The sequence below is a fragment of the Neobacillus drentensis NBRC 102427 genome, from assembly GCF_001591445.1.
GTDB classification, from domain to species: domain Bacteria; phylum Bacillota; class Bacilli; order Bacillales; family Cytobacillaceae; genus Neobacillus; species Neobacillus drentensis.
This window is the reverse complement of sequence record NZ_BCUX01000027.1, coordinates 17,161-37,059: the sequence shown is the minus strand read 5'-3', so window position 1 is coordinate 37,059 and position 19,899 is coordinate 17,161. Positions and strand designations below refer to the sequence as shown.

Annotated in this window: 18 protein-coding genes and 2 pseudogenes; 13 read left to right on the top strand and 7 right to left on the bottom strand. The window is 38.5% G+C overall.

The features are described 5' to 3' along the window. The first annotated feature begins 53 nt into the window (after nucleotides 1-53). Nucleotides 54-557 (top strand): serine O-acetyltransferase, encoded by a 504-nt coding sequence (locus tag BDR01S_RS14725; protein WP_066258402.1) that lies wholly within the window; start codon nucleotides 54-56, stop codon nucleotides 555-557. Between the two features lie 327 nt (nucleotides 558-884). Here BDR01S_RS14725 and BDR01S_RS26740 read toward each other — a convergent pair. The 4 genes and pseudogenes from BDR01S_RS26740 to BDR01S_RS14700 form a co-directional block, all read right to left on the bottom strand. Further along, a pseudogene (locus BDR01S_RS26740) lies at nucleotides 885-1,591 on the bottom strand (DUF421 domain-containing protein). Nucleotides 1,592-1,713: 122 nt separating this feature from the next. Beyond that, nucleotides 1,714-2,774 (bottom strand): annotated as a pseudogene (locus BDR01S_RS14710) (lactonase family protein). A gap of 333 nt (nucleotides 2,775-3,107) precedes the next feature. Further along, a complete protein-coding gene (locus tag BDR01S_RS14705) occupies nucleotides 3,108-3,812 on the bottom strand; it encodes a DUF421 domain-containing protein (protein WP_066258397.1) in 705 nt (234 codons plus the stop codon). A gap of 118 nt (nucleotides 3,813-3,930) precedes the next feature. Next, a complete protein-coding gene (locus tag BDR01S_RS14700; protein WP_066258396.1) occupies nucleotides 3,931-4,989 on the bottom strand; it encodes a lactonase family protein in 1,059 nt (352 codons plus the stop codon). 147 nt (nucleotides 4,990-5,136) lie between these two features. Between BDR01S_RS14700 and mgrA the strand changes: the two genes are divergently transcribed. The 3 genes from mgrA (at nucleotide 5,137) to BDR01S_RS14685 (ending at nucleotide 7,330) form a co-directional block, all read left to right on the top strand. Further along, nucleotides 5,137-6,129: an L-glyceraldehyde 3-phosphate reductase gene (gene mgrA / locus BDR01S_RS14695; protein WP_066258394.1), complete on the top strand. Its 993-nt coding sequence runs from the start codon at nucleotides 5,137-5,139 to the stop codon at nucleotides 6,127-6,129. 90 nt (nucleotides 6,130-6,219) lie between these two features. Continuing rightward, entirely contained in the window at nucleotides 6,220-6,924 is a 705-nt protein-coding gene (locus BDR01S_RS14690) for a DsbA family protein (protein WP_066258392.1), read from the top strand. Nucleotide 6,925: 1 nt separating this feature from the next. Beyond that, nucleotides 6,926-7,330: a disulfide oxidoreductase gene (locus tag BDR01S_RS14685; RefSeq protein WP_066258390.1), complete on the top strand. Its 405-nt coding sequence runs from the start codon at nucleotides 6,926-6,928 to the stop codon at nucleotides 7,328-7,330. A 79-nt stretch (nucleotides 7,331-7,409) separates the two neighbouring features. On the opposite strand, the gene BDR01S_RS24925 is transcribed toward BDR01S_RS14685, so the two are convergent. Continuing rightward, nucleotides 7,410-7,502: a YjcZ family sporulation protein gene (locus BDR01S_RS24925; RefSeq protein WP_082797435.1), complete on the bottom strand. Its 93-nt coding sequence runs from the start codon at nucleotides 7,500-7,502 to the stop codon at nucleotides 7,410-7,412. 200 nt (nucleotides 7,503-7,702) lie between these two features. Here BDR01S_RS24925 and BDR01S_RS14680 point away from each other — a divergent pair, with 200 nt between their 5' ends. From BDR01S_RS14680 to BDR01S_RS14670, 3 genes are all read left to right on the top strand, one after another. After that, nucleotides 7,703-7,984 carry an AbrB/MazE/SpoVT family DNA-binding domain-containing protein gene (locus BDR01S_RS14680; protein ID WP_207629923.1) on the top strand — a complete coding sequence of 94 codons (282 nt, stop codon included), beginning with the start codon at nucleotides 7,703-7,705 and terminating at the stop codon, nucleotides 7,982-7,984. 69 nt (nucleotides 7,985-8,053) lie between these two features. After that, nucleotides 8,054-9,730, top strand: coding sequence for an ABC1 kinase family protein (locus BDR01S_RS14675; protein ID WP_066258389.1), 1,677 nt, complete (start codon nucleotides 8,054-8,056; stop codon nucleotides 9,728-9,730). 181 nt (nucleotides 9,731-9,911) lie between these two features. Beyond that, the gene (locus BDR01S_RS14670; protein ID WP_066258387.1) at nucleotides 9,912-10,895 is read left to right on the top strand and encodes a 2-hydroxyacid dehydrogenase family protein; all 984 of its coding nucleotides are present in this window, start codon (nucleotides 9,912-9,914) and stop codon (nucleotides 10,893-10,895) included. Nucleotides 10,896-10,932: 37 nt separating this feature from the next. Here BDR01S_RS14670 and BDR01S_RS14665 read toward each other — a convergent pair whose 3' ends face one another. Both BDR01S_RS14665 and BDR01S_RS14660 read right to left on the bottom strand, forming a co-directional pair. After that, on the bottom strand, nucleotides 10,933-12,198 hold the full coding sequence (locus BDR01S_RS14665; RefSeq protein WP_082797434.1) for an FAD-dependent oxidoreductase: 1,266 nt from the start codon (nucleotides 12,196-12,198) through the stop codon (nucleotides 10,933-10,935). 134 nt (nucleotides 12,199-12,332) lie between these two features. Then, nucleotides 12,333-12,779, bottom strand: a complete 447-nt coding sequence (locus tag BDR01S_RS14660) for a Dps family protein (protein ID WP_066258385.1) — start codon at nucleotides 12,777-12,779, stop codon at nucleotides 12,333-12,335. 360 nt (nucleotides 12,780-13,139) lie between these two features. Between BDR01S_RS14660 and BDR01S_RS14655 the strand changes: the two genes are divergently transcribed. From BDR01S_RS14655 to BDR01S_RS14630, 6 genes are all read left to right on the top strand, one after another. Then, the gene (locus tag BDR01S_RS14655) at nucleotides 13,140-13,742 is read left to right on the top strand and encodes a cell wall hydrolase (protein WP_066258383.1); all 603 of its coding nucleotides are present in this window, start codon (nucleotides 13,140-13,142) and stop codon (nucleotides 13,740-13,742) included. Nucleotides 13,743-14,123: 381 nt separating this feature from the next. Further along, nucleotides 14,124-15,476, top strand: a complete 1,353-nt coding sequence (locus BDR01S_RS14650) for an APC family permease (protein WP_066258381.1) — start codon at nucleotides 14,124-14,126, stop codon at nucleotides 15,474-15,476. 208 nt (nucleotides 15,477-15,684) lie between these two features. After that, nucleotides 15,685-16,971: a Glu/Leu/Phe/Val family dehydrogenase gene (locus BDR01S_RS14645; RefSeq protein ID WP_066258378.1), complete on the top strand. Its 1,287-nt coding sequence runs from the start codon at nucleotides 15,685-15,687 to the stop codon at nucleotides 16,969-16,971. Between the two features lie 18 nt (nucleotides 16,972-16,989). Beyond that, nucleotides 16,990-17,280, top strand: a complete 291-nt coding sequence (locus tag BDR01S_RS14640; protein ID WP_066258377.1) for an SAV0927 family protein — start codon at nucleotides 16,990-16,992, stop codon at nucleotides 17,278-17,280. Nucleotides 17,281-17,302: 22 nt separating this feature from the next. Continuing rightward, the gene (locus tag BDR01S_RS14635) at nucleotides 17,303-17,551 is read left to right on the top strand and encodes a biotin/lipoyl attachment domain-containing protein (RefSeq protein WP_066258375.1); all 249 of its coding nucleotides are present in this window, start codon (nucleotides 17,303-17,305) and stop codon (nucleotides 17,549-17,551) included. A gap of 116 nt (nucleotides 17,552-17,667) precedes the next feature. After that, complete coding sequence (locus tag BDR01S_RS14630; RefSeq protein ID WP_066258372.1) at nucleotides 17,668-19,791, top strand: sigma 54-interacting transcriptional regulator; 2,124 nt, start codon at nucleotides 17,668-17,670, stop codon at nucleotides 19,789-19,791. The last annotated feature ends 108 nt before the right edge of the window (nucleotides 19,792-19,899 follow it).

The following is a 19,899-nucleotide window of genomic DNA, read 5'->3' as shown; positions in this document are numbered from 1 at the left end:
AAGAGATCATGATCATGGAAGAAGAATCCGAATAGAGGTGGGGTGTTATTCTAATGTACATTTTTCAAGATTTTAAGGGAGTTAACAAACTTAATTTAATAGGTCGTTTGTTAATTGGTAGTAGTTCAAGAGCTGTATTTATTTTTAGATTAAGTTCATGGTGTTATCAACATAAGCTAAAGGTATTGTCTAAATTTTTTTGGTATCTCAATATATTGTTACATTCTTGTGACATCTCACCGGCAGCTGATATCGGTAGTGATTTCTTTATGTATCATACTGTCGGGGTCGTTATTGGTGCAATTACCGCAGGTACATGCCTTCGAGTATTTCAGAATGTTACAGTTGGAGAAAATAATTTTAGCAAAGTCATACCGAAAATCGGAAACAATGTAACACTGTACGCTGGATCAGTTGTAGTTGGTGAGATAACTATTGGCAATGATGTTATGGTCGGAGCAAACTCTGTAGTACTTAAGAATTTGCCTAATAATTGTACTGCTGTAGGAGTACCATGCCGAGTTATTGAAAATAAAAATAAGCAAGTTGTATTATAAATGAACTAATACTGCGATTGATTTAAAAATCCTAAATCTATCAATCCTGAATACAAATGGGACACGACCAGTTATGCTGTTGGCGGCCAACTTATCAGTTTATTCGTTAGTTTTTTAGCTAGAATCATTTTCATTCAAACATTAGGGGCTGAATATTTAGGTCTTAATGGCCAATTTACTAATATATTAAGTATACTTTCCCTTTAACCACATTAAAAGCCAGTTGTCCCAGACTGTTGCTTACTGCTGATTATTGTTTCAGCTAGTCCTTAACAGTGGTAAGGCAAAGCGGAAAAAGTGAAGAAAAATGAAGTAATTTAGTTTCATTTATTTATATAGGAAAATCTTCAAGTTGTTTTTACAATCAAACGTAGCTAGTAAAACATCTTTTAACTCAGTTTGATGGTAGTTCTTAAGTGTATTTATGAGCCACCCTTCCTCCTTGTTTAATTCCTCTAACACTTTTGCATCAATCGTACCTTCTTTAATTATGGTTCTTGGGAGATCAAAGGGTTCTGTTTTCATCTGATAGGTTGACGGGGTAACCGCCTCATACTGAGGATCCAAAAATATAGACACTTGCCCATCGGACTCCCACAATGCCAACGCTACTTTTTTTACATCCTCGATTTTTTCCTTTCTCAACTCCGCTAATAAATGATCAATGGATATTCTAGCTTTCTTTAGTCCCTTATAAATGATTTCACCTTCTTTGATTAGTGGAAAGGGGGTTGGATCAAGAAACTTTCCGATGAGTGTCGATTTTAAGCTGATAAATACCCCCCCCCCGAATACAAGACTACCAATACAATGGTTGTAATCATCGAACCTTTTATCCCAAGGTGTTCATCTGATAAGGGATGTGCAATGATATTTCCTAAGACTAAAGTGATTACAAAATCCAATAACCGTAACTGTGAAATGGCACGTTGACCCATGATTTTTGCGATAATGAGCATAAAGAAAAAGGCAATAACAGCTCTTGCAATCCACTCAAACGAACTAAGTGTTTCTTGGCTATGAAAAAAATCCAATGTAGACACATCCTTTACATAAAAAGCATCCAACTTAGTATTGTCTCGGATTATTAATTTGTTACATTCGTTTTATAAAAAAACAAAAACAGGATAAGCACATCACTTATCCTGTCTTGATATTACACATGTAAAAATTTGATGCAAACGGGATGTGGAACATCAATATCAGCTTGAATTAAGGTGAGTTTTCCTGCGTCTTTATTCCTCGAAAACAAGACAAGATTGCTGGACTCTTGGTTCGATGCCACAATAAATTTTTCCGTTGGGTCAAACATAAAATCCCTTGGCCAATCTCCTTCAGTAGATGTGTGCTCAACAAAGCTAAGCTCTCCAGTTTCTACATCAACACTAAAAACAGCAATGCTGTTGTGTCCTCGATTACCCGCATAAACAAAACGTCCATCTGAAGAAATATGAATCGCACTGCCTTGATTATTTTCCGAAAAATCAGCGGGAAGTGTGGATATATATTGTTTTTCTGTAAAATGTCCATCTTCCTTATAATAGGTTAACACAATGACCTCAGAACTAAATTCAGTCATGACATATGCATATTTGCCATTAGGATGGAAAACCATGTGCCTAGGTCCGCTCCCAGCTTTTAAAGGAAGAAGATTCGCTTTTGAAAGAGTTCCGTCACTATTTACAGCATAGGTAATTAGTGCATCAATACCCAATTCAAATACGGCCAGATAATTCTCATCAGGGGTGACGCCTGCATAATGGGTATGAGGCTTCTCCTGTCTTGGATCTGGACCTGAACCTTCATGTTTAATGATAGAGGCTGGAGGTTGAATAGGGCCATCCTCCTCGCTAATGACATACGATTCGACGGATCCCGCATGGTAATTTGCGCTGAATGCATAGCGATTTTTGCTGTCTACTCACATGGCAAGGTGATGATCCAGAAAGCATTTGACTATTGATCTATGTAAATGAGCCATCCCCCTCGATTGAAAAAGCGACGACTCCACCTTCTACCCCTTTTTTTGCAACCGAGTATAAGTAGCGATTGTCCTTACTAATTGTTAAGTATGTAGGATTTTCTAACTGTGCCTGCCTCATTAATATCAACTATTCTTCCTTCGTTGGTATCAAGTGTAAAGGAATAGATTCCTTTGCTGTCCCCCTTGGTGTACGTTCCAATACTAGAAAAATTCCATTTGGGTGGAGGGCATATTGGGGAGGACTCATTATATCATTTTAAGTATCGCTTCAATCCAAATGGACGTCTCCCATTTTATATTGGGAAGAAAGTTCACAATCCTCTAGTATACTAACGCTTGGCAAAGAAGTGGGAGAATTATTATGGTGAAGAAGCAAATAAAAAATTCTTCCCTGCTTATCGAAATAAGTCTAATTTGAAAAAATATAGGAAGGTCGAGTCTATCCATGACAAAAATTCTATATAAAAGAAATTTCTTAAAAGTGCTTTCATTGGTACTAACGAAAAGTATATTTGCCCAATAAAAAGCCACCAGTTCTATGAAGTGGCTTATATTGTAAGCATCTATTATTTATACAAAAAAACATTTAATTTGTTACTTCTATCAATTGTTGCCAGTAAAACATTTCCCACCTCGGTGTGGTGTTGGCTTCTTAGCGTATTTATTAGCCACTCTTCTCCGAGGGCGCTTCGTTTTAATTCCTTTAAATCTATACTCCCTTCTTTAATTATTGTCTGCGGAAGGTCAAAGGGCTCAATTTTCTTTTGATAACTTGCAGGTGTCAGTGCTTCATATTTTGGATCCAAAAAAAACGAGATTTTCCCATCAGATTCCCATAATGCTAGAGCTACTTTCTTTATATCCTCTACTTTTTCTTTTCTTAACTCCGCTAGTAAATAATCAATAGAAATTCTAGCTTTCTTTAAGCCTTTATAATTGATTTCGCCCTCTTTTATAAGTGGAAATGGAGCTGGATCTAGGAACTTTTCAACCCGACTCGATTTTAAGCTGATTAATAAACCTCCGGTATACAAAACCACCAAAACAACGGTAGAAATCATCGAACCCTTCATCCCAAGGCTTTCATCTGACAATGGATGGGCGATGATATTTCCAACAACTAATGCCATAATAAAATCAAGTAAACGTAATTGGGAAATGGCGCGCCGACCCATGACTTTTGCAACAATCAGCAAAAAGAAAAACCCGATAACCGTTCTTAATACCCATTCAATTGAACTAAGGGTTTCTTGGCTATGGAAGAAATCCAACGAAGACACATCCTTTACATATAAAGCTTCCCACTTAGTATTGGCCCGATTATTAATTTTTTACCTTTGTTTTATTAAAAAAAACAGGATAAGTTCGTCACTTATCCTGTCTTCACTATTACACATGTAAGAATTTAACACAAACAGGGTATGGCACAATGATATCCGACTGAATAAGGGTTAATCTCCCCGATTCCTCATCCCGTGAATACAGTACAAGATTACTGGACTCTTGATTGGAGGCCACAATAAATTTCTCCGTGGGGTCAAACATAAAATCTCTCGGCCAATCTCCTTCAGTAGAAGTACGTTCAACCAAGCTAAGCTCACCTGTTTCTTGGTCGACACGGAAAACAGCAATACTGTTATGACCGCGATTCCCCGCGTACACAAAGCGCCCATCAGATGAAATATGAATCGCACTGCCTTGATTATTTTCTGGAAAATCGGCTGGAAGTGTGGAAATATACTGTTTTTCGGTAAAATGGCCATCTTCCTTATGATAGGTTAACCCAATGACTTCAGAACTAAATTCAGTCATAATATAAGCAAATTTGCCATTCGGATGAAAAACCAAATGTCTTGGTCCGCTCCCAGCCTTTAAAGGCAGCAGCTTCTCTTTAGAAAGTGTGCCGTCATCATTAATTGCATAAGTAATCAGTGCATCGATACCTAATTCAACTACGGCCAGATAATTCTCATCAGGGGTGACGCCTGCATAATGGGTATGAGGCTTCTCCTGTCGTGGATCTGGACCTGAACCTTCATGTTTAATGATAGAGGCTGGAGGTTGAATAGAGCCGTCCTCCTCGCTAATGACATACGATTCGACGGACCCCTTATGGTAATTTGCGCTGAATGCATAGCAATTTTTGCTGTCTACACTCACATGGCAAGGTGATGAGCCAGAAAGCATTTGACTATTGATCTCGGTAAGTGAGCCATCCCCCTCGATCGAAAAAGCGACGACCCCACCTTCTTCCCCTTTTTTTGCAACCGAGTATAAGTAGCGATTGTCCTTACTAATTGTTAAGTATGTAGGATTCTCTAACTGGGCAGCTACTTTAATATCTGCTATTCTAGCCTTATTCGTATCTAACGTGAAGGAATAGATACCTTTGCTGTCCCCTTTGGTGTAGGTTCCAATATAACCGATATATTCTTTGTTGGTTGTCATTTTTTCTCTCCTCAAAAAGTTTAGTCTGATTATTTTATCAAAATATCGAATCATAACTCAAACCATGCAATGTTTACCTTCTGTTCTGATATTATTAAGTTAAACTATAAATAGTTTAACAATACATATAGAAAAGAGGAAACAAATATGGTCTACCAAGCTTCAGGAAATCGTTATGAAGCAATGAGATATAATCGCAGCGGCCGTTCAGGACTAAAGCTTCCCGCCGTTTCATTAGGACTTTGGCACAACTTTGGCGGTGTCGATACCTATGAAAATGGACGGGCTATGCTTAGAAGGGCGTTTGATTTAGGGATTACTCATTTTGATTTGGCTAATAATTATGGCCCTCCGCCAGGTTCAGCAGAAGAAATGCTTGGCAAAATTTTAAAAACTGACTTTGCTCCCTATCGTGATGAAATGATTATTTCTTCAAAAGCAGGCTACACGATGTGGCCAGGACCCTACGGGGATTGGGGGTCAAAAAAATATTTGGTAGCTAGTCTGGATCAGAGTCTAAAACGGATGGGACTTGATTATGTCGATATTTTCTACTCGCACCGTCCAGATCCTAATACACCAATAGAAGAAACCATGGGAGCATTAGATTCCATCGTTCGTCAAGGAAAAGCTTTATATGTAGGGATTTCCAATTATAGTGCGGAACAAACAGCTGAAGCGATTAAAATCTTAAATCAATTGGGCACTCCGTTATTAATTCATCAACCAAAGTATTCCATGTTTAACCGCTGGATTGAGGGTGGCTTGCAGGATGTGCTTCAGGAGAATGGTGTGGGTTCAATTGCCTTCAGTCCGTTAGCACAAGGCTTATTAACAAATAAATACCTGACAGGAATTCCAGCTGATTCACGTGCAGCAAGTCCGAACGGTTTCTTAAGTGTAGATCATGTAACCGCTGATGTGGTTGAACGTGTCCATAAGTTAAATGACATCGCGCTTGAGCGCGGTCAAAGTCTTTCACAAATGGCCCTTGCTTGGGTTTTACGCGGAGGAAAGGTTACCTCTGTCCTGATTGGTGCGAGCAGAGTGAGTCAAATTGAGGAAAATGTTGCTGTTCTTAATAATCTTGATTTCTGTGAAGAAGAACTTGCTAGGATTGAGGATATTCTTAAAAGCTAGAGTAGAACCTTTTATTTGCATTATTCTTTCGGATAAGTGATATTTAAACTATCTTGGTCGAAAAAGCCCATAAATAAAAAGGAGACTACTATGGCAAAAAATAATAAAAATAAGAAAAAAGAAGCAAAATCATCATCTGCCTTTATTTTTTGGATGATTGGCTTGGTTGCGGTTTTTATTTTAGCTTTTATTTTCTTGGGTAACCATTCAAAACAACAGGAAAAAACTACAACCACAAAAATCGATTATAGCAATCAGCCATATTTAGGTAAGGAATCAGCCCCAGTTTCGATTATTGAATTTGGCGATTATAAATGCCCGAATTGTAAAAACTTTACCAAGGATGTCGTCCCGATTATCCAACAGGAACTAGTTGATACTGGCAAAGCTAAATTTTATTTTATGAATGATTCGTTTATCAATGTAGATTCGACTCGATCAGCTAAATTTGCTGAATCTGTATTTCAAGAGCTTGGAAACGATACGTTTTGGAAATTCCATGATCTCCTTTACAAAAAGCAGCCCGAAGATACAAAATATGAGAAAATGGATGTTTTTACCGAAGCCTTTTTGACTGATACCTTAAAAGAGGTGGCTAGTGCTAGCGATGTTGACAAGGTGGTTAAAAATTTCCAATCTAAGAAGTCCGATAATGCTTGGCAAAAAGATATGGATTACGCTGCAACATTAGGTGTAACAGGAACCCCAACCATTTACGTTAATGGGAAAAAGTTCGAGGGACAAACTATTGATGATTTAAAAGACATGGTAGAGAAAGCCTCAAAAGGTGAATAGTATGAATAAACCCTTGCTTCTCTCCTGGATAACTGCCATCATTGCCACACTTGGCAGCTTGTATTTTAGTGAGGTTATGCATTTCATTCCTTGTACACTTTGCTGGTACCAAAGGATATTCATGTACCCGCTGGCTATCATATTGGGGGTTGCCGTCTACCGGAATGATAAAGGCATAGCTAACTATGCTCTGCCGCTGTCAATCATTGGTTTAATTATTGCGGGTTATCATACATTATTACAAAAAATTCCTTACTTACAACAGTTTGAAATGTGCACAACGGGAGTGCCCTGCTCAAAGGATTATATTAATTGGCTTGGTTTTATTACGATTCCGTTATTAGCATTGATTGCTTTTACGATCATTACTATCAGCTTAATTATTGTAGCACGTAGCAAAAAGTAGATAGATTCCACAGAAAAGAGCGGTGAAACCAATGGTTTCCCGCTCTTTCCTGTTGAGAGCCTCAAACTTTACTAGTCAATTAGAACATAAAGGATGTACCAACAATGATTAATAGAATGAACAACACAACGATTAACGCAAAGTTGTTGTTATTATGACCATGCTCAGACATTCAACTATCACCTCCTCCACCTATAAACTAATAACAATTTATGCAGGAAGGCTTACAATTGAAATGGACAAACGTTGACTATGAAAAAAAAAGGAATCAGATAAGTACCTGTAACGGTCATAATATCGACATATGTATAATCCGTGAAGTGCATTGTTGGTACGAATAGTATGATTTATCCTACAGAGGAGAGGTGAGTGATGATGATGAATCATGGGAAAATTTTTGGAACTACCAGTATGGGGGAAAGAGGCCAAGTGGTAATCCCGGCGGAAGCACGAGAGGAATTAGGAATTAAGTCTGGAGAGAAATTTGTTGTTTTTGGTGATGCAAGAAAGGGAACAGTGATTTTAGTGAAATCAGAGATTATGAACAAGTTTGCTAATTTCTTTTTTAACAAGTCGAAAAGGTTCGAGAAAATTGCCAAAGAAATATTTGAAAAAACAGAAACAGATATCGAGGACGATGGAGAAAAGGAATAAGTTGTAAGTTTGGAAGAAAACCACGCAGGCTTGTCCCGTGGAAGTTGTGAATGAAAGGGGAGGACAAGTATGCGTGAGATGTTACGCTTACTATTCAACAAGAGGTTTCGACAAACGTTTTTTATGTTTATCGGCTTTTTTATACAGTTTTGGTGGTTAGGAAAAACAAAGAGATTTTCACAAAAAGATAAGGTAACTCAAAAATATAAGGCCCTTTATACATCTCAAGCAAAAAAGTTTGCTAGGATAGCTGTCGAAATGGGCGGCCTCATTATCAAACTAGGTCAATTTGTCAGCTCGCGTGTAGATATTTTACCAAGGGAATATACCGATATTTTATCAGAACTGCAGGATTCGGTAGCACCGGTAGATTCAGAGATTGCTATTAAAAGAATCGAAGAAGAGATGTCTGGTGAGGTTTCCAAGCTGTTTGATTCCTTTACCCAAGCACCTGTTGCGGCGGCCTCATTAGGGCAGGTGCATAAAGCGGTTTTGATAACGGGCGAGCATGTCGCGGTTAAAGTGATGCGCCCTGGCATTGAAGCAACAGTTACGCTCGATTTAGCGACTTTGAAAATACTGATTGCCTTTGCAAGAAGGTTTACAAAAGTTGGCAAGTTCGTCGATTTAAAGGACGTTTATCAAGAGTTTGAAGAAGTGATCACCGATGAACTAGACTACATTAAGGAAGCAAAAAATATTGAAGTTTTTCAAGTTTCCTTCCATGACTTTCCAGGAGTTACGACTCCAAAGGTTTATTGGGATCTAACGACAAGTAAAGTGCTCGTTATGGAGTTTATTGAAGGTGTAAAAATCAATGAGATTGATAAACTAGAGGGTGCCTCTATTAATAAGAAAAATCTAGCATCGATCCTTTATTTGTCATATTTGAAGCAATTGATGGAGGATGGGTTCTTTCACGCCGATCCACACCCAGGCAATCTATTAGTAAAAAAAGATGGGACCCTATGCTATATTGATTTTGGGATGGTTGGCCATATTTCAAATGATATGAAGGAAAATATGGTGAAGCTTGCCATGTCAATTTATCTTAAGGATGCCAGTGGAATTGTTGAAGCCTTTCATGATCTAGGCTTCTTAAGAAAAAAGGCGGATAAGTCTGCGTTAACAAAGAATGTAAAAGTCATTCTTACTGGTTTTTCAGATGATGGTTTCAAGGTTGACATGATTAACAACGAAGGATCTCTGGAAGAATTGCGTGAGTTTTTATATGAGCAGCCTTTTCAAATCCCATCTCGAACTACTTTTTTAGGAAAAGCCATTATGACTGTTTTTAGCATTTGCAATGGGTTAGATAAGGACTTTGATCTCATTAAGAATACAAAACCCTATGTGGAAGATATCATGAGCAGTGAAGCCTTTACCCCCGCGAAAGAGACGGTGCTGGACCAAGTTAAAAATACCTTTTTAAAAGTAATCCCCACATCACGAAAGGTATTTAATTTGATAGATCAGCTAGAATCAGGGGAAATTAGAATTCAACCTTCTAAGTCTTTTGAAAAAAAGGTTATCGGGCAGCAGGCATACCAAACCAGGAAAATTGTCATGGCGATATTTGGAACAGGATTATTGATTGCTGGCAGCCAAATCCTCACAGCCCATCAATTAGCCGGGATCCTTATGATGTGCGGCGGAGGGTTGATTACGCTTGCGCAGGCAGGGAGGGGCTCAGAAGGAAAAAGGAGAAGAAGGCCACACCCGAATTTTAGAAGGTCGAACGAATAGTGGATTTGTGTACGATAAGCAGCTTGCACTTAGAGGCATCATGCAACTTAGTGCCAGCTATTTTTTTTACGGCTACTTTTAATAAAATTAATAGTTTCTTTATATTAATATAGTATAATTAAATACAGATATTTGCATTCATGGGAAAGACCATCATATATTTCTGAAGAGGTGTTATGTAATGGCAAAAATTTTAGTAGCAGGTGAGATTCCCCAAAAGGGATTAGAATTGTTATCAAAGGATCACGTGGTTGAGGTATTTGCAGGCGAGAAATTGATTACTGAAGCAGAATTAAAAGAGCGTATCAAAGACAAGGACGCCCTGCTAAGTTTATTATCTACCCCTGTAACGAAGGAAGTAATTGACCAAGCTCCCCAATTAAAAATTATTGCGAACTATGGAGCGGGGTTTAATAATATCGATTTTGATTATGCGGCAGCAAAAGGAATTCCAACTACCAATACACCGATCGCTTCGACAGCTGCAACGGCTGACCTCACGCTTTCACTTTTACTAGCAGCAGCTAGAAGAGTCGTAGAAGGAGATGAAGTATGCCGTACGGTTGGCTTCAACGGGTGGGCTCCACTCTATTTCCGCGGTCGTGAAGTATCTGGAAAAACAATTGGTATTGTCGGATTTGGTCAAATTGGCCAAGCGGTTGCGAAAAGAGCAGCAGCTTTTGATATGAAGGTTCTATATACGAGTCCGAATCGAAAAAGCCCTGAAGTTGAAAATGCCCTAAATGCGACTTATGTATCATTTGATGAATTAGTGGCTGAATCTGATTTCATTACCATTAATTGTTCCTATAATCCGACTATGAAACACATGTTCAGCACAAGTCAATTTGAAATGATGAAATCAACAGCATATTTGATAAATTGTGCTCGTGGTCCAATTGTTGATGAAGCAGCACTTATCAAGGCGTTAGAAGAAAAACAAATTGAAGGAGCGGGCATTGACGTATTTGAATTCGAACCTGAAATTGGGGAGGGCTTGAAAGGCTTGAAAAACGTTGTCCTAACTCCACATATCGGGAATGCAACCTTTGAGGCACGAGATGCGATGGCGGAAATGGCGTCAGAAAACATCGTGAAAGTACTAAACGGTGAAGCACCTTCTTATGTTATTAATGGTGTGGTTAAAGAAACGATTCTCGTTTAAAAACTCATAGAAAAAAGACGGCGGCTGCCGTCTTTTTTTATGAGTATTGTGGTCTTAATTTAGTTCGTTTATTGACATGCTGCTCGGCACTTAATGCTGCAATCGCTCCGTCAGCGGCAGAAATAACCGCCTGTTTAATCGGTGTTCTTCTTGCGTCACCGCCTGCAAACACCCCGTCAACATTTGTACGGAGGTACTCATCTACCATGACATAGCCTTCATCATCGCGCATAACTGCCCCATTTAAGAAGTCTGTTCCCGGCATCATTCCGCCAAGATATAAGAAAACTCCATCGACATCCCATACTTGTTCTTCTTTTTTATCAGTAAGAACAACAATTTTCTCAACACTATCCGTCCCAGTAATTTCTCTGACACGGTGACGTTTATAGATCTTTACTTTTGGGTTATTTTCTAAATGAGAAAGATCCACGTCACCCTTTAATTCAGTCGGAATTAACAATTTCACTGTTTTACAATACTTGGCCAATGTTTCAGCCTCGTGGATTGCTTCATCATTATCACCAACTACAACGACAACTCGGTCCTGATAGAAGGCAGCATCACAGGTTGAACAATAGCTTACACCACGCCCGGTAAATTCTTCTTCCCCTTTAATTTTGCCAGAAGGGGCTTTTGCACCAACACCAATGAAGACACTTTTAGCTTGGACTGTTCCTTCAGCTAATTCAATTTTTTTGATATCACCAGAGAAATCAACCGACAATACAGTTGAACGAACGAAGTCTGCACCGAAATCCTTTGCCTGTGCTTGCATTCTTGTTAACAGTTCGAGCCCGGTTACTTCTTCGCGCACACCTGGGTAGTTCGCAATCTTATGAGTAATTGCAAGCGTCCCAGCTTTGGGGGCTTTATCGATGACAAGCGTTTTTAATTTCCCGCGTGCAGCATAAACCGCTGCAGATGCACCTGCGGGGCCGCCGCCGATGGTGACAAAATCATAGACTTCCTCAAGAACTTTATCATGAACCGATTGAAAAATAGAATCTGCATTTGCTTCGCTTGTTTCTGGTTGTGAATTGCTCACCACGGGTGCTTGGTCTTCCGAAATGCCAAGCAACTTGTTAAATTTTTTCTCCTGAAAGCCGAGAACAAGTTTACCATCAATGAGTGTTGCGGGCGTTCCATAAATTTTCCGTTCCTTTAATTGATCAAAATATTCCTTATGTATGGAAGCATTTCGCTCTTCATATGAAAAGCCGTGATCTTTTAGGAACGTTTTAACTTTTTCACAGTAAGGGCAGCCTGTGCTGCTATAAACGATAATTTCAGGTGTTGGCAATTTAGCAAACCTCCAATTTGTAAGTTTCTTTAATTTAATAATAGTAGATTTCCTAAATAAAAGTCAATCCTTTTTAATAATTATTATAAATAACAAAACAGTCCAACAAATTGGTTGGACTGTTTAAGTAAAAGTTAAATAGATCTGCCTAAGAAAGCAGTTAGCATCCATACATGCTTTTCAAGACCAGAATGGATTGCAAGCAGCATGTCACCTGTTGTTTCATCATTCTTCTCACCTGCAAAGCTCATGCCTTCTTTAAGTTCGCCAATGATAATCGAGAAGTCTTTGATGACGGATTCAACCATTTCATCAGCGGTTTCATTTCCTGTTGCTTCCTTAATCGATGAAATTTCTAAGTACTCTTTCATCGTAGCAGCCGGTTTTCCGCCAATTGCCAGCAAGCGTTCTGCTAATTCGTCGACGTGCAGGCCCGCCTCATTGTAAAATTCCTCAAATTTGACATGCAGGGTGAAAAATTGTCCACCTTTTACATACCAATGATAGTTATGTAACTTTGTATACAAAACAGACCAATTTGCAATTTGTTTGTTAAGTATGCTGACTAACTGATTTTCCATTTAAAATACCTCCTTTTTATCCTCTCTTTATTATTACCAAAGTTTGACGGGAAATCCTGTGCAAATTATAGGGATTTGTTGTCAATTTGGTGAAGTTTTTGTGTTACCCACGGTCAATATTGCCTTATTGAGTGTTACATTCCTGAAACAGAATGTAATAATCGCTCCTAAACTACCCATTTGAGTTATTTTTAGGAAGTAAATAAATATTGGGTATTTGTTCCAATTGATAGTGGAAAGCCTTCATGCTGGGCGCTAACTGAGCAGTTCGTATGTTACCACTTTTTGGTTAATGAATTCGAATGTTACAACTGTTAGCCTTAGTAGTAGAGAAGCAAGTCATATATTGGAGGGCATAAAATGAATAAATTAAAAAAACTAATGATTGCGACCGGCCTAATTTTATCTTTGTCAGCATTTACGTTAAATGGTACAACTGAAGCAGCAACGACCACACATAAGGTTCAATCTGGTGATACTTATTGGAAAATTGCAAGTAAATATGGTGTAACGGTTAATAGTCTATTAAAAGCAAACAATAAATCTAGCAGTCTTCTTTATGCGGGAACAAATATAGTAATCCCGAATTCTTCGATTACTGCAGCAGAAAAAGATTTGATGGCCCGTCTAGTTCGAGCTGAGGCAGTAGGAGAGCCGTATGCTGGAAAAGTAGCGGTAGCTACCGTTATTCTTAACCGTGTTTCTAGTCCTGATTTTCCAAATACCGTTAAGGGTGTTATTTATGAAAAGTCTAGTGGCTATTATGCGTTCACGCCTGTTAAAAATGGTACCATTAACCGAGCAGCAGATGCAGCTTCAAAAAAGGCCGTGAATGAAGCACTTGCCTTTAGAGGCCAGGGGAATGGATCGGTATTTTTCTATAATCCAAAAACAGCAGTAAGTAAGTGGATCTACTCACGTCCAGTAACGGTAACCATCGGTAACCACCGTTTCGCGAGATAAATATCTAAGACCATTATAGTATTACTTGAACTCAATAAAATAAACAAAGAAGCAGTGAATTCCTAATATGGATTCACTGCTTTTTTGTTATGCATATTAGCGTAGGTTATGCAAAATTGCATTGGAAAAAGAATGAAAATAGTTGCAAATTAGCTTAAAGAAGTTTAGGCAAACAAACTGATTAGATAAATCTTAGTTGGCATGAAAATTGCAATAATTTTAAATAGTTAGATATTTCTAGTAAAATGAAAGGAGGATCTTTCCTGCGTACATTAATTTATTTTATAAAAATTTATAACACCATCAACGCTTAAAACAAATTGTAAGGGCTTACAACCACTTGATTATAAACTTTTGGATTTAAAAGGAGAGATGGTTAGATTGGAGAATACTACTCTTAAACGCTCACTTGGACTATGGGCGATCGTAATGCTTGGATTAGGCTATATGACACCAACCATTGTATTTGATACCTTTGGGATTGTCTCTGAGGAAACAAATGGTGTGGTCCCACTTGCCTATCTAGCAGCATTGGTTGTTATGGTATTTACAGCGATAAGTTACGGGAAAATGGTCCGGGTATTTCCGAGTGCCGGTTCGGCCTATACGTATACCCGAGAAACCATGAACCCTCATCTTGGCTTCATAGTCGGATGGGCAGCGTTGCTTGATTATATATTGCTTCCAATGGTAAATGCGTTGATTATTCGAATTTATATGGTATCAGTATTTCCAAGTGTTCCGGCATGGATTTGGGTTGTCGTTTATGTAGCAATTGTCACTGCGATTAATGCTTGGAGTATGGGGAAGACATCCAGTTTAAATTCACTGCTTGTTATTTTTGAGGTGGTGTTAATTGTCGCATTTATTGTCCTTGCTTTGGTCCAGCTTTCCAAGGGAATGGGACAGGGAACAATTTTTACTGCAACACCGCTTTTTCATTCAGATATCCACCTTGGGGCCATTTTGACAGGGGCAACAGTGGTTTGTTTTTCCTTTATCGGATTTGATGCAGTAACCATGTATGCAGAAGAAGCGATTGACCAAAAAACGATGCCGAGAGCGATTATGCTGACAGTCTTTATCGGAGGAGCGATCTTTTTCGTTTGTAGTTACTTCGCCCAAGCATTGTTTCCGGATGTATCGAACTTTAAGATAACGGATGATACACTACCGGAAATTGGTTTGTTTGTAGGTGGGACCATCTTTAAACTCATTTTCCTATCAGGTGCTTTTGCTGCAACAGTAGCTTCTGGACTTGCATCCCATGCAAGTGTATCCAGGCTTTTGTACGTTATGGGACGAAATGGGGTATTGCCTAGAAAGACCTTCGGGTATGTCCATCCAAAATATAGGACACCAGTTTTTAATGTCGTTTTGGTTGGAGTTGTTTCATTGCTTGCGATTGCCCCGAGTCTTGAGTTGATTTCTTCCTTTATTAACTTTGGTGCGTTAATTGCTTTTACATTTGTTAACTTATCCGTCATCGCCCATTTCGTCTTCCGCCAAAAGAGATATAAAACAGCTAAAGATATTTTCTCCTATCTAGTCATGCCAATCCTTGGGGCGGGTTTAACGGGAATTTTGTGGGCTAACCTACAATTTGATGCCCTCATGGGCGGAATTGTTTGGATTGTCATTGGTATCATTTATATGCTTTTCCAAACTAGATTCTTTAAAATCAAAATTGCGGATTTAAATATCGATGACGCGGAAAAGACTTCTTCCTTTTAGCAAAAAAATTTTCTTAAAAAGCCAGGCATCAGGCCTGGCTTTTTTACGTTTTAAATACGGTATTTAAAGGTATGCAGAAATGAATAATTCAATCAAATTTTCATAGTTATGGGCTCTATTTATCAGATTACCGTATAAAAACCGCTATGTATTAGTTGGCACGAAACTTGCTTTATCCTTAGGTAACAATAAAAAATGAGGTGTTAGAATGGCAGTTGAATCTCTAGATATGAAGAATACAAAAGAAAGAGAACAGGACAATTCACTTATTGAGTTCCAAGAAACACTAAAGGAAGCAGTGAACATCCTGAACTATCCGACTCAAGTATTCGAATTTCTAAAGAAGCCGATGAGATTTTTAGAAGTAAGTATCCCTGTTCGAATGGACAATGGACAAACAGAAATATTCCAGGGATACCGGGCTCAACATAATGATGCCTCAGGACCGACGAAAGGGGGAATCCGGTTTCATCCGGACGTAACTGCAGATGAGGTAAAGGCATTAGCGGGATGGATGAGCTTAAAATGCGGTATTACCGACCTTCCTTATGGAGGTGCAAAAGGCGGGATCATTTGCGATCCTCGTCAAATGAGCTTAGATGAGTTGGAAAAGTTGAGCCGTGGATATGTAAGAGCAGTAAGTCAGCTAGTCGGTCCAACAAAGGATATTCCTGCACCTGATATGTATACGAACTCGCAAATTATGGCGTGGATGCTCGATGAATATGATCATATCCGTGAATTTGATTCTCCTAGTTTTATCACCGGAAAGCCAATTGCATTGGGGGGATCGAAGGGCAGGGAAACAGCGACATCAAAAGGTGTATTATATACGCTGCAAATGGTTTGTGAATTAAGGAAAATGCACTTAAAAGATACCCGGGTCATCATTCAGGGGTTTGGAAATGTCGGCAGTTACCTTGCCCGGTATTTAGATGAGCTTGGCGCAAAAGTAATTGGAATCGGAGATATGCTCGGCGGTTTATATGATGAAAATGGTTTAGATATTCCTTATCTATTAGAAAATAGAGATTCATTTGGCATTATTTCTAATCGCTTTAATAGTTCAATTTCAAATCAGGATTTATTAGAAAAAGAATGTGATGTCCTCATTCCGGCAGCTATCTCAGGGGTCATCAATAAATATAATGCGAGCAAGCTAAATTGCAATATTATCATTGAAGCAGCCAATGGTCCTACCACAAAAGAAGCATTAAATATACTTGATGAGCGAGAAATACTTGTTGTCCCTGATATTCTTGCCAATTCTGGCGGAGTTATTGTCTCCTATTTTGAATGGTGTCAGAACAATCAAGGCTATTACTGGACCGAGGAAATCGTCGATGAGCGGCTCAAGGAAAAAATGACAGCCAGCTTTTTAAAGGTTTATCATACCTCCAAAAGATATGGAGTTAATATGAAAGTTGCTGCTTATATTGAAGGAATTCAAAAGCTGGCAGAGGCCTCCAGGCTTCGAGGCTGGTTGAAATTTTAACAGGGGAGGTTGCTTTTTATGACACTTGATATATTAACTGAACAAAAAGAACAGCAACTGTTACATTACTTTTGCTTAATTTCGAATAACCATCGCTACGATTTGACAATTGGTTATTCAGAGCAGTTTTTTGGGAAGGCGATGGTTACTTCGATTCAGTCGGGAAAAATGGTTTTACTTTGCCAGGAAGATACCTTGTCAGACCATCATTGGGCAGAAAGGCTGGGGATTGAAAAAGAGGATATCCCGGAATTTCAAGAATTTTTCAGTTTAGTATTACAGACACGGCCATTTCAGGAGCAGTATTAAATAGAATAGAGGGTGATATTCCATGTATTATGGTGTAGTTATTAGCCCTTGTCATGGTCAGGTGGAAAAGATTTCGATAAAGGGCGAGTCAAGAATTTATGAATGGGAAAACTTATTTATGATTAAATCTGAATCAGGTGAATTAGAACCAGTTCAGACTTGTTTGAGCGGCGAAGTTAAATCACTTGAGGTGCAGGAAGGTGATTATGTAATTCCGGGGATGGTCCTGGCGTATATAAAGGAAGATTTATTTGTAACTGGCAGCGATTAATGGATGGAAAAAAGAAGATGGGACGCACATCTTCTTTTTTTTGCAATATTTAATTTATACTATTGCACATAAAGTGATAGTATTAGATTGATAAGGTGATAAGGGGGGAAGTAACCATGTTTTCCGTTGCCAAAGAAAAAGTAAAACCGATTATTTCAATAGACGTAGATGAAAATGAAGCTGTTTTTCAGTCTACCTTAAAAAACCTTAAGGAACCCTTTTTGTTTTTTAAAAGGCAAAATTACTTATTTGCTTATGTATTACTGGAAAACCATAAAAAAGAACAAGTTACGATTGCCTCCCTGCTTGAAGAAGCAAAATCGATAGATAGTATCTGCCATCTGAGCGATCAAATATCCTTGCCTGTTTTGTTCCAAATTATTGGCGAACCCTTTGCCATCGTTAGAGGCGATGACGGTTTACCAGCAGGTTATATTCGCAGAGAAGACGTTTTGGCGGAACTTTTTAGACAGGAAAATAAAAGTGTGGACTTACTAAAAATTATTTTAACCTCGATTCCAATGGGGATTTTTGTATTAGATAGAGAAAAACAAATTATTAATTATAATGAAGCCGGATTAAAAATGATTCGATCAACCGCCGAAAAGATTAAGAATCTTCCTGCAGATGAAATCTTTAGCCGAACCCATCTTGATAAGGTATTTGCAACGGGCAAGACGTTGCTGAATCATCTGGTCATTAAAAATGAAATAGGGATTCTTGTCGATTATAGCCCGATTTTAAACTATAAGAATGAAGTCGATGGCATCATCATTGTTGCTCAGGATTTGCCCATGGTTGAAGAAATGGCGATGGAAATTGAATATATTAAAGATTTAAATAAAGACCTGAATGCGATTTTGTCCAGTATCTATGATGAAATCCTCGTCGTGAATAACAAAGGGGAGCTCCTCAGATACAGTGAAAATTTCATTCGGGATTTTTGGAACGTCGATTTAAAACTACTAATTGGGAAAAATATCCTCGAACTTGAGGACCAAGGGTTGTTTACACCATCGGTCACAAGACTTGTTTTGGAAAAGCGAAAAAAGGTCTCCGTGGTTCAAGAAACGAAGGCTGGAAGAAAAATTCTTGCTGTCGGAAATCCTGTCTTTAATGAAAAGAATGAACTCGACCGAATTATCATTGCATCACGTGATATTACCGAAACAACTAAATTAAAAAGTGAACTTCATGAAATTAAAAAAATATCAGAACAATATAAAAAGGAATTGGATGATTTTAAAAGTAAGGACCGCTTTTTGAAAAAACTTATTTACTGCAGCCCAAAAATGGAGATGATTATCAATCAAGCTAAGAAAATAGCCGATTTTTCTTCGACAGTCCTTCTTTACGGTGAATCCGGAGTCGGAAAAGAAGTGATTGCCCAAGCAATCCATCAATTAGGCAGGCGCCAGGCGAAGCCATTTCTTAAATTAAACTGCGGGGCAATACCGGAAAATTTACTCGAAAGTGAACTTTTCGGCTATTCGAAAGGGTCTTTTACGGGTGCAGATAAAAATGGAAAAGAAGGATACTTTAAACAGGCAGATGGCGGAATTTTGTTTCTGGATGAAATCGGTGAGATGCCAATCCATTTACAGGTAAAATTGTTACGAGTTCTGCAGGAGCAGGAAATCATTCCAATTGGAAGTACTACGCCCATTAAGGTGAATGTGCAGATTATCGCGGCGACAAATAAAAAGCTGGAGAAAATGGTAGAAGAGGGCACCTTCCGCGAGGATTTGTTCTATCGCTTGAATGTCATTCCGATTCACATTCCGCCGTTAAGAGAACGGACAGAGGATATATCGCTGCTCGCCTTTCATTTCCTTCAGCAATTGAATGAGAAATATGAGCGGAATTACCATTTAACCCCTGATGCGATTAATGTATTAGAGTTTTATCCATGGCCGGGTAATGTCAGGGAACTACAAAATATTATTGAAAGATTAGTAGTTACTGCCGAACATGCATCAATTGATGCGGAGTTCGTCAGTCAATTTTTATCAATGGGCTTTGAACATAAAAAGATGAAGCCTGTCATCACAAGGGTCATTCCCTTGCAGGAGGCTGTCGATTATGTCGAGGAGCAGTTAATTGTAATGGCAATGAATCAGTACAAAACAACAACGAAAGCTGCTAAAGCCTTAGGAATCAGCCAATCATCCGTGAGCAGGAAGTACCAAAAAATATTAAATGAGAAAAATATGAAAATGGAAAACTTGTCTACCCTGTAAAAACTGCTTTAGATCATTGAGATCTAAAGCAGTTTTTTTTGTTATGCAAGAAATAATAGGGTTATGCAAATTTGCATAATGTTTTTTGAATATTTTGAAGGAAGCCTA

Bases quoted from the DNA above. Each gene is read 5' to 3' on its own strand.
- BDR01S_RS14725 (WP_066258402.1), top strand. From the start codon at position 54: ATGTACATTTTTCAAGATTTTAAGGGAGTTAACAAACTTAATTTAATA.
- BDR01S_RS14700 (WP_066258396.1), bottom strand. From the start codon at position 4,989: ATGACAACCAACAAAGAATATATCGGTTATATTGGAACCTACACCAAA.
- mgrA (WP_066258394.1), top strand. From the start codon at position 5,137: ATGGTCTACCAAGCTTCAGGAAATCGTTATGAAGCAATGAGATATAAT.
- BDR01S_RS14690 (WP_066258392.1), top strand. From the start codon at position 6,220: ATGGCAAAAAATAATAAAAATAAGAAAAAAGAAGCAAAATCATCATCT.
- BDR01S_RS14685 (WP_066258390.1), top strand. From the start codon at position 6,926: ATGAATAAACCCTTGCTTCTCTCCTGGATAACTGCCATCATTGCCACA.
- BDR01S_RS24925 (WP_082797435.1), bottom strand. From the start codon at position 7,502: ATGTCTGAGCATGGTCATAATAACAACAACTTTGCGTTAATCGTTGTG.
- BDR01S_RS14680 (WP_207629923.1), top strand. From the start codon at position 7,703: ATGATGATGAATCATGGGAAAATTTTTGGAACTACCAGTATGGGGGAA.
- BDR01S_RS14675 (WP_066258389.1), top strand. From the start codon at position 8,054: ATGCGTGAGATGTTACGCTTACTATTCAACAAGAGGTTTCGACAAACG.
- BDR01S_RS14670 (WP_066258387.1), top strand. From the start codon at position 9,912: ATGGCAAAAATTTTAGTAGCAGGTGAGATTCCCCAAAAGGGATTAGAA.
- BDR01S_RS14660 (WP_066258385.1), bottom strand. From the start codon at position 12,779: ATGGAAAATCAGTTAGTCAGCATACTTAACAAACAAATTGCAAATTGG.
- BDR01S_RS14655 (WP_066258383.1), top strand. From the start codon at position 13,140: ATGAATAAATTAAAAAAACTAATGATTGCGACCGGCCTAATTTTATCT.
- BDR01S_RS14645 (WP_066258378.1), top strand. From the start codon at position 15,685: ATGGCAGTTGAATCTCTAGATATGAAGAATACAAAAGAAAGAGAACAG.
- BDR01S_RS14640 (WP_066258377.1), top strand. From the start codon at position 16,990: ATGACACTTGATATATTAACTGAACAAAAAGAACAGCAACTGTTACAT.
- BDR01S_RS14635 (WP_066258375.1), top strand. From the start codon at position 17,303: ATGTATTATGGTGTAGTTATTAGCCCTTGTCATGGTCAGGTGGAAAAG.
- BDR01S_RS14630 (WP_066258372.1), top strand. From the start codon at position 17,668: ATGTTTTCCGTTGCCAAAGAAAAAGTAAAACCGATTATTTCAATAGAC.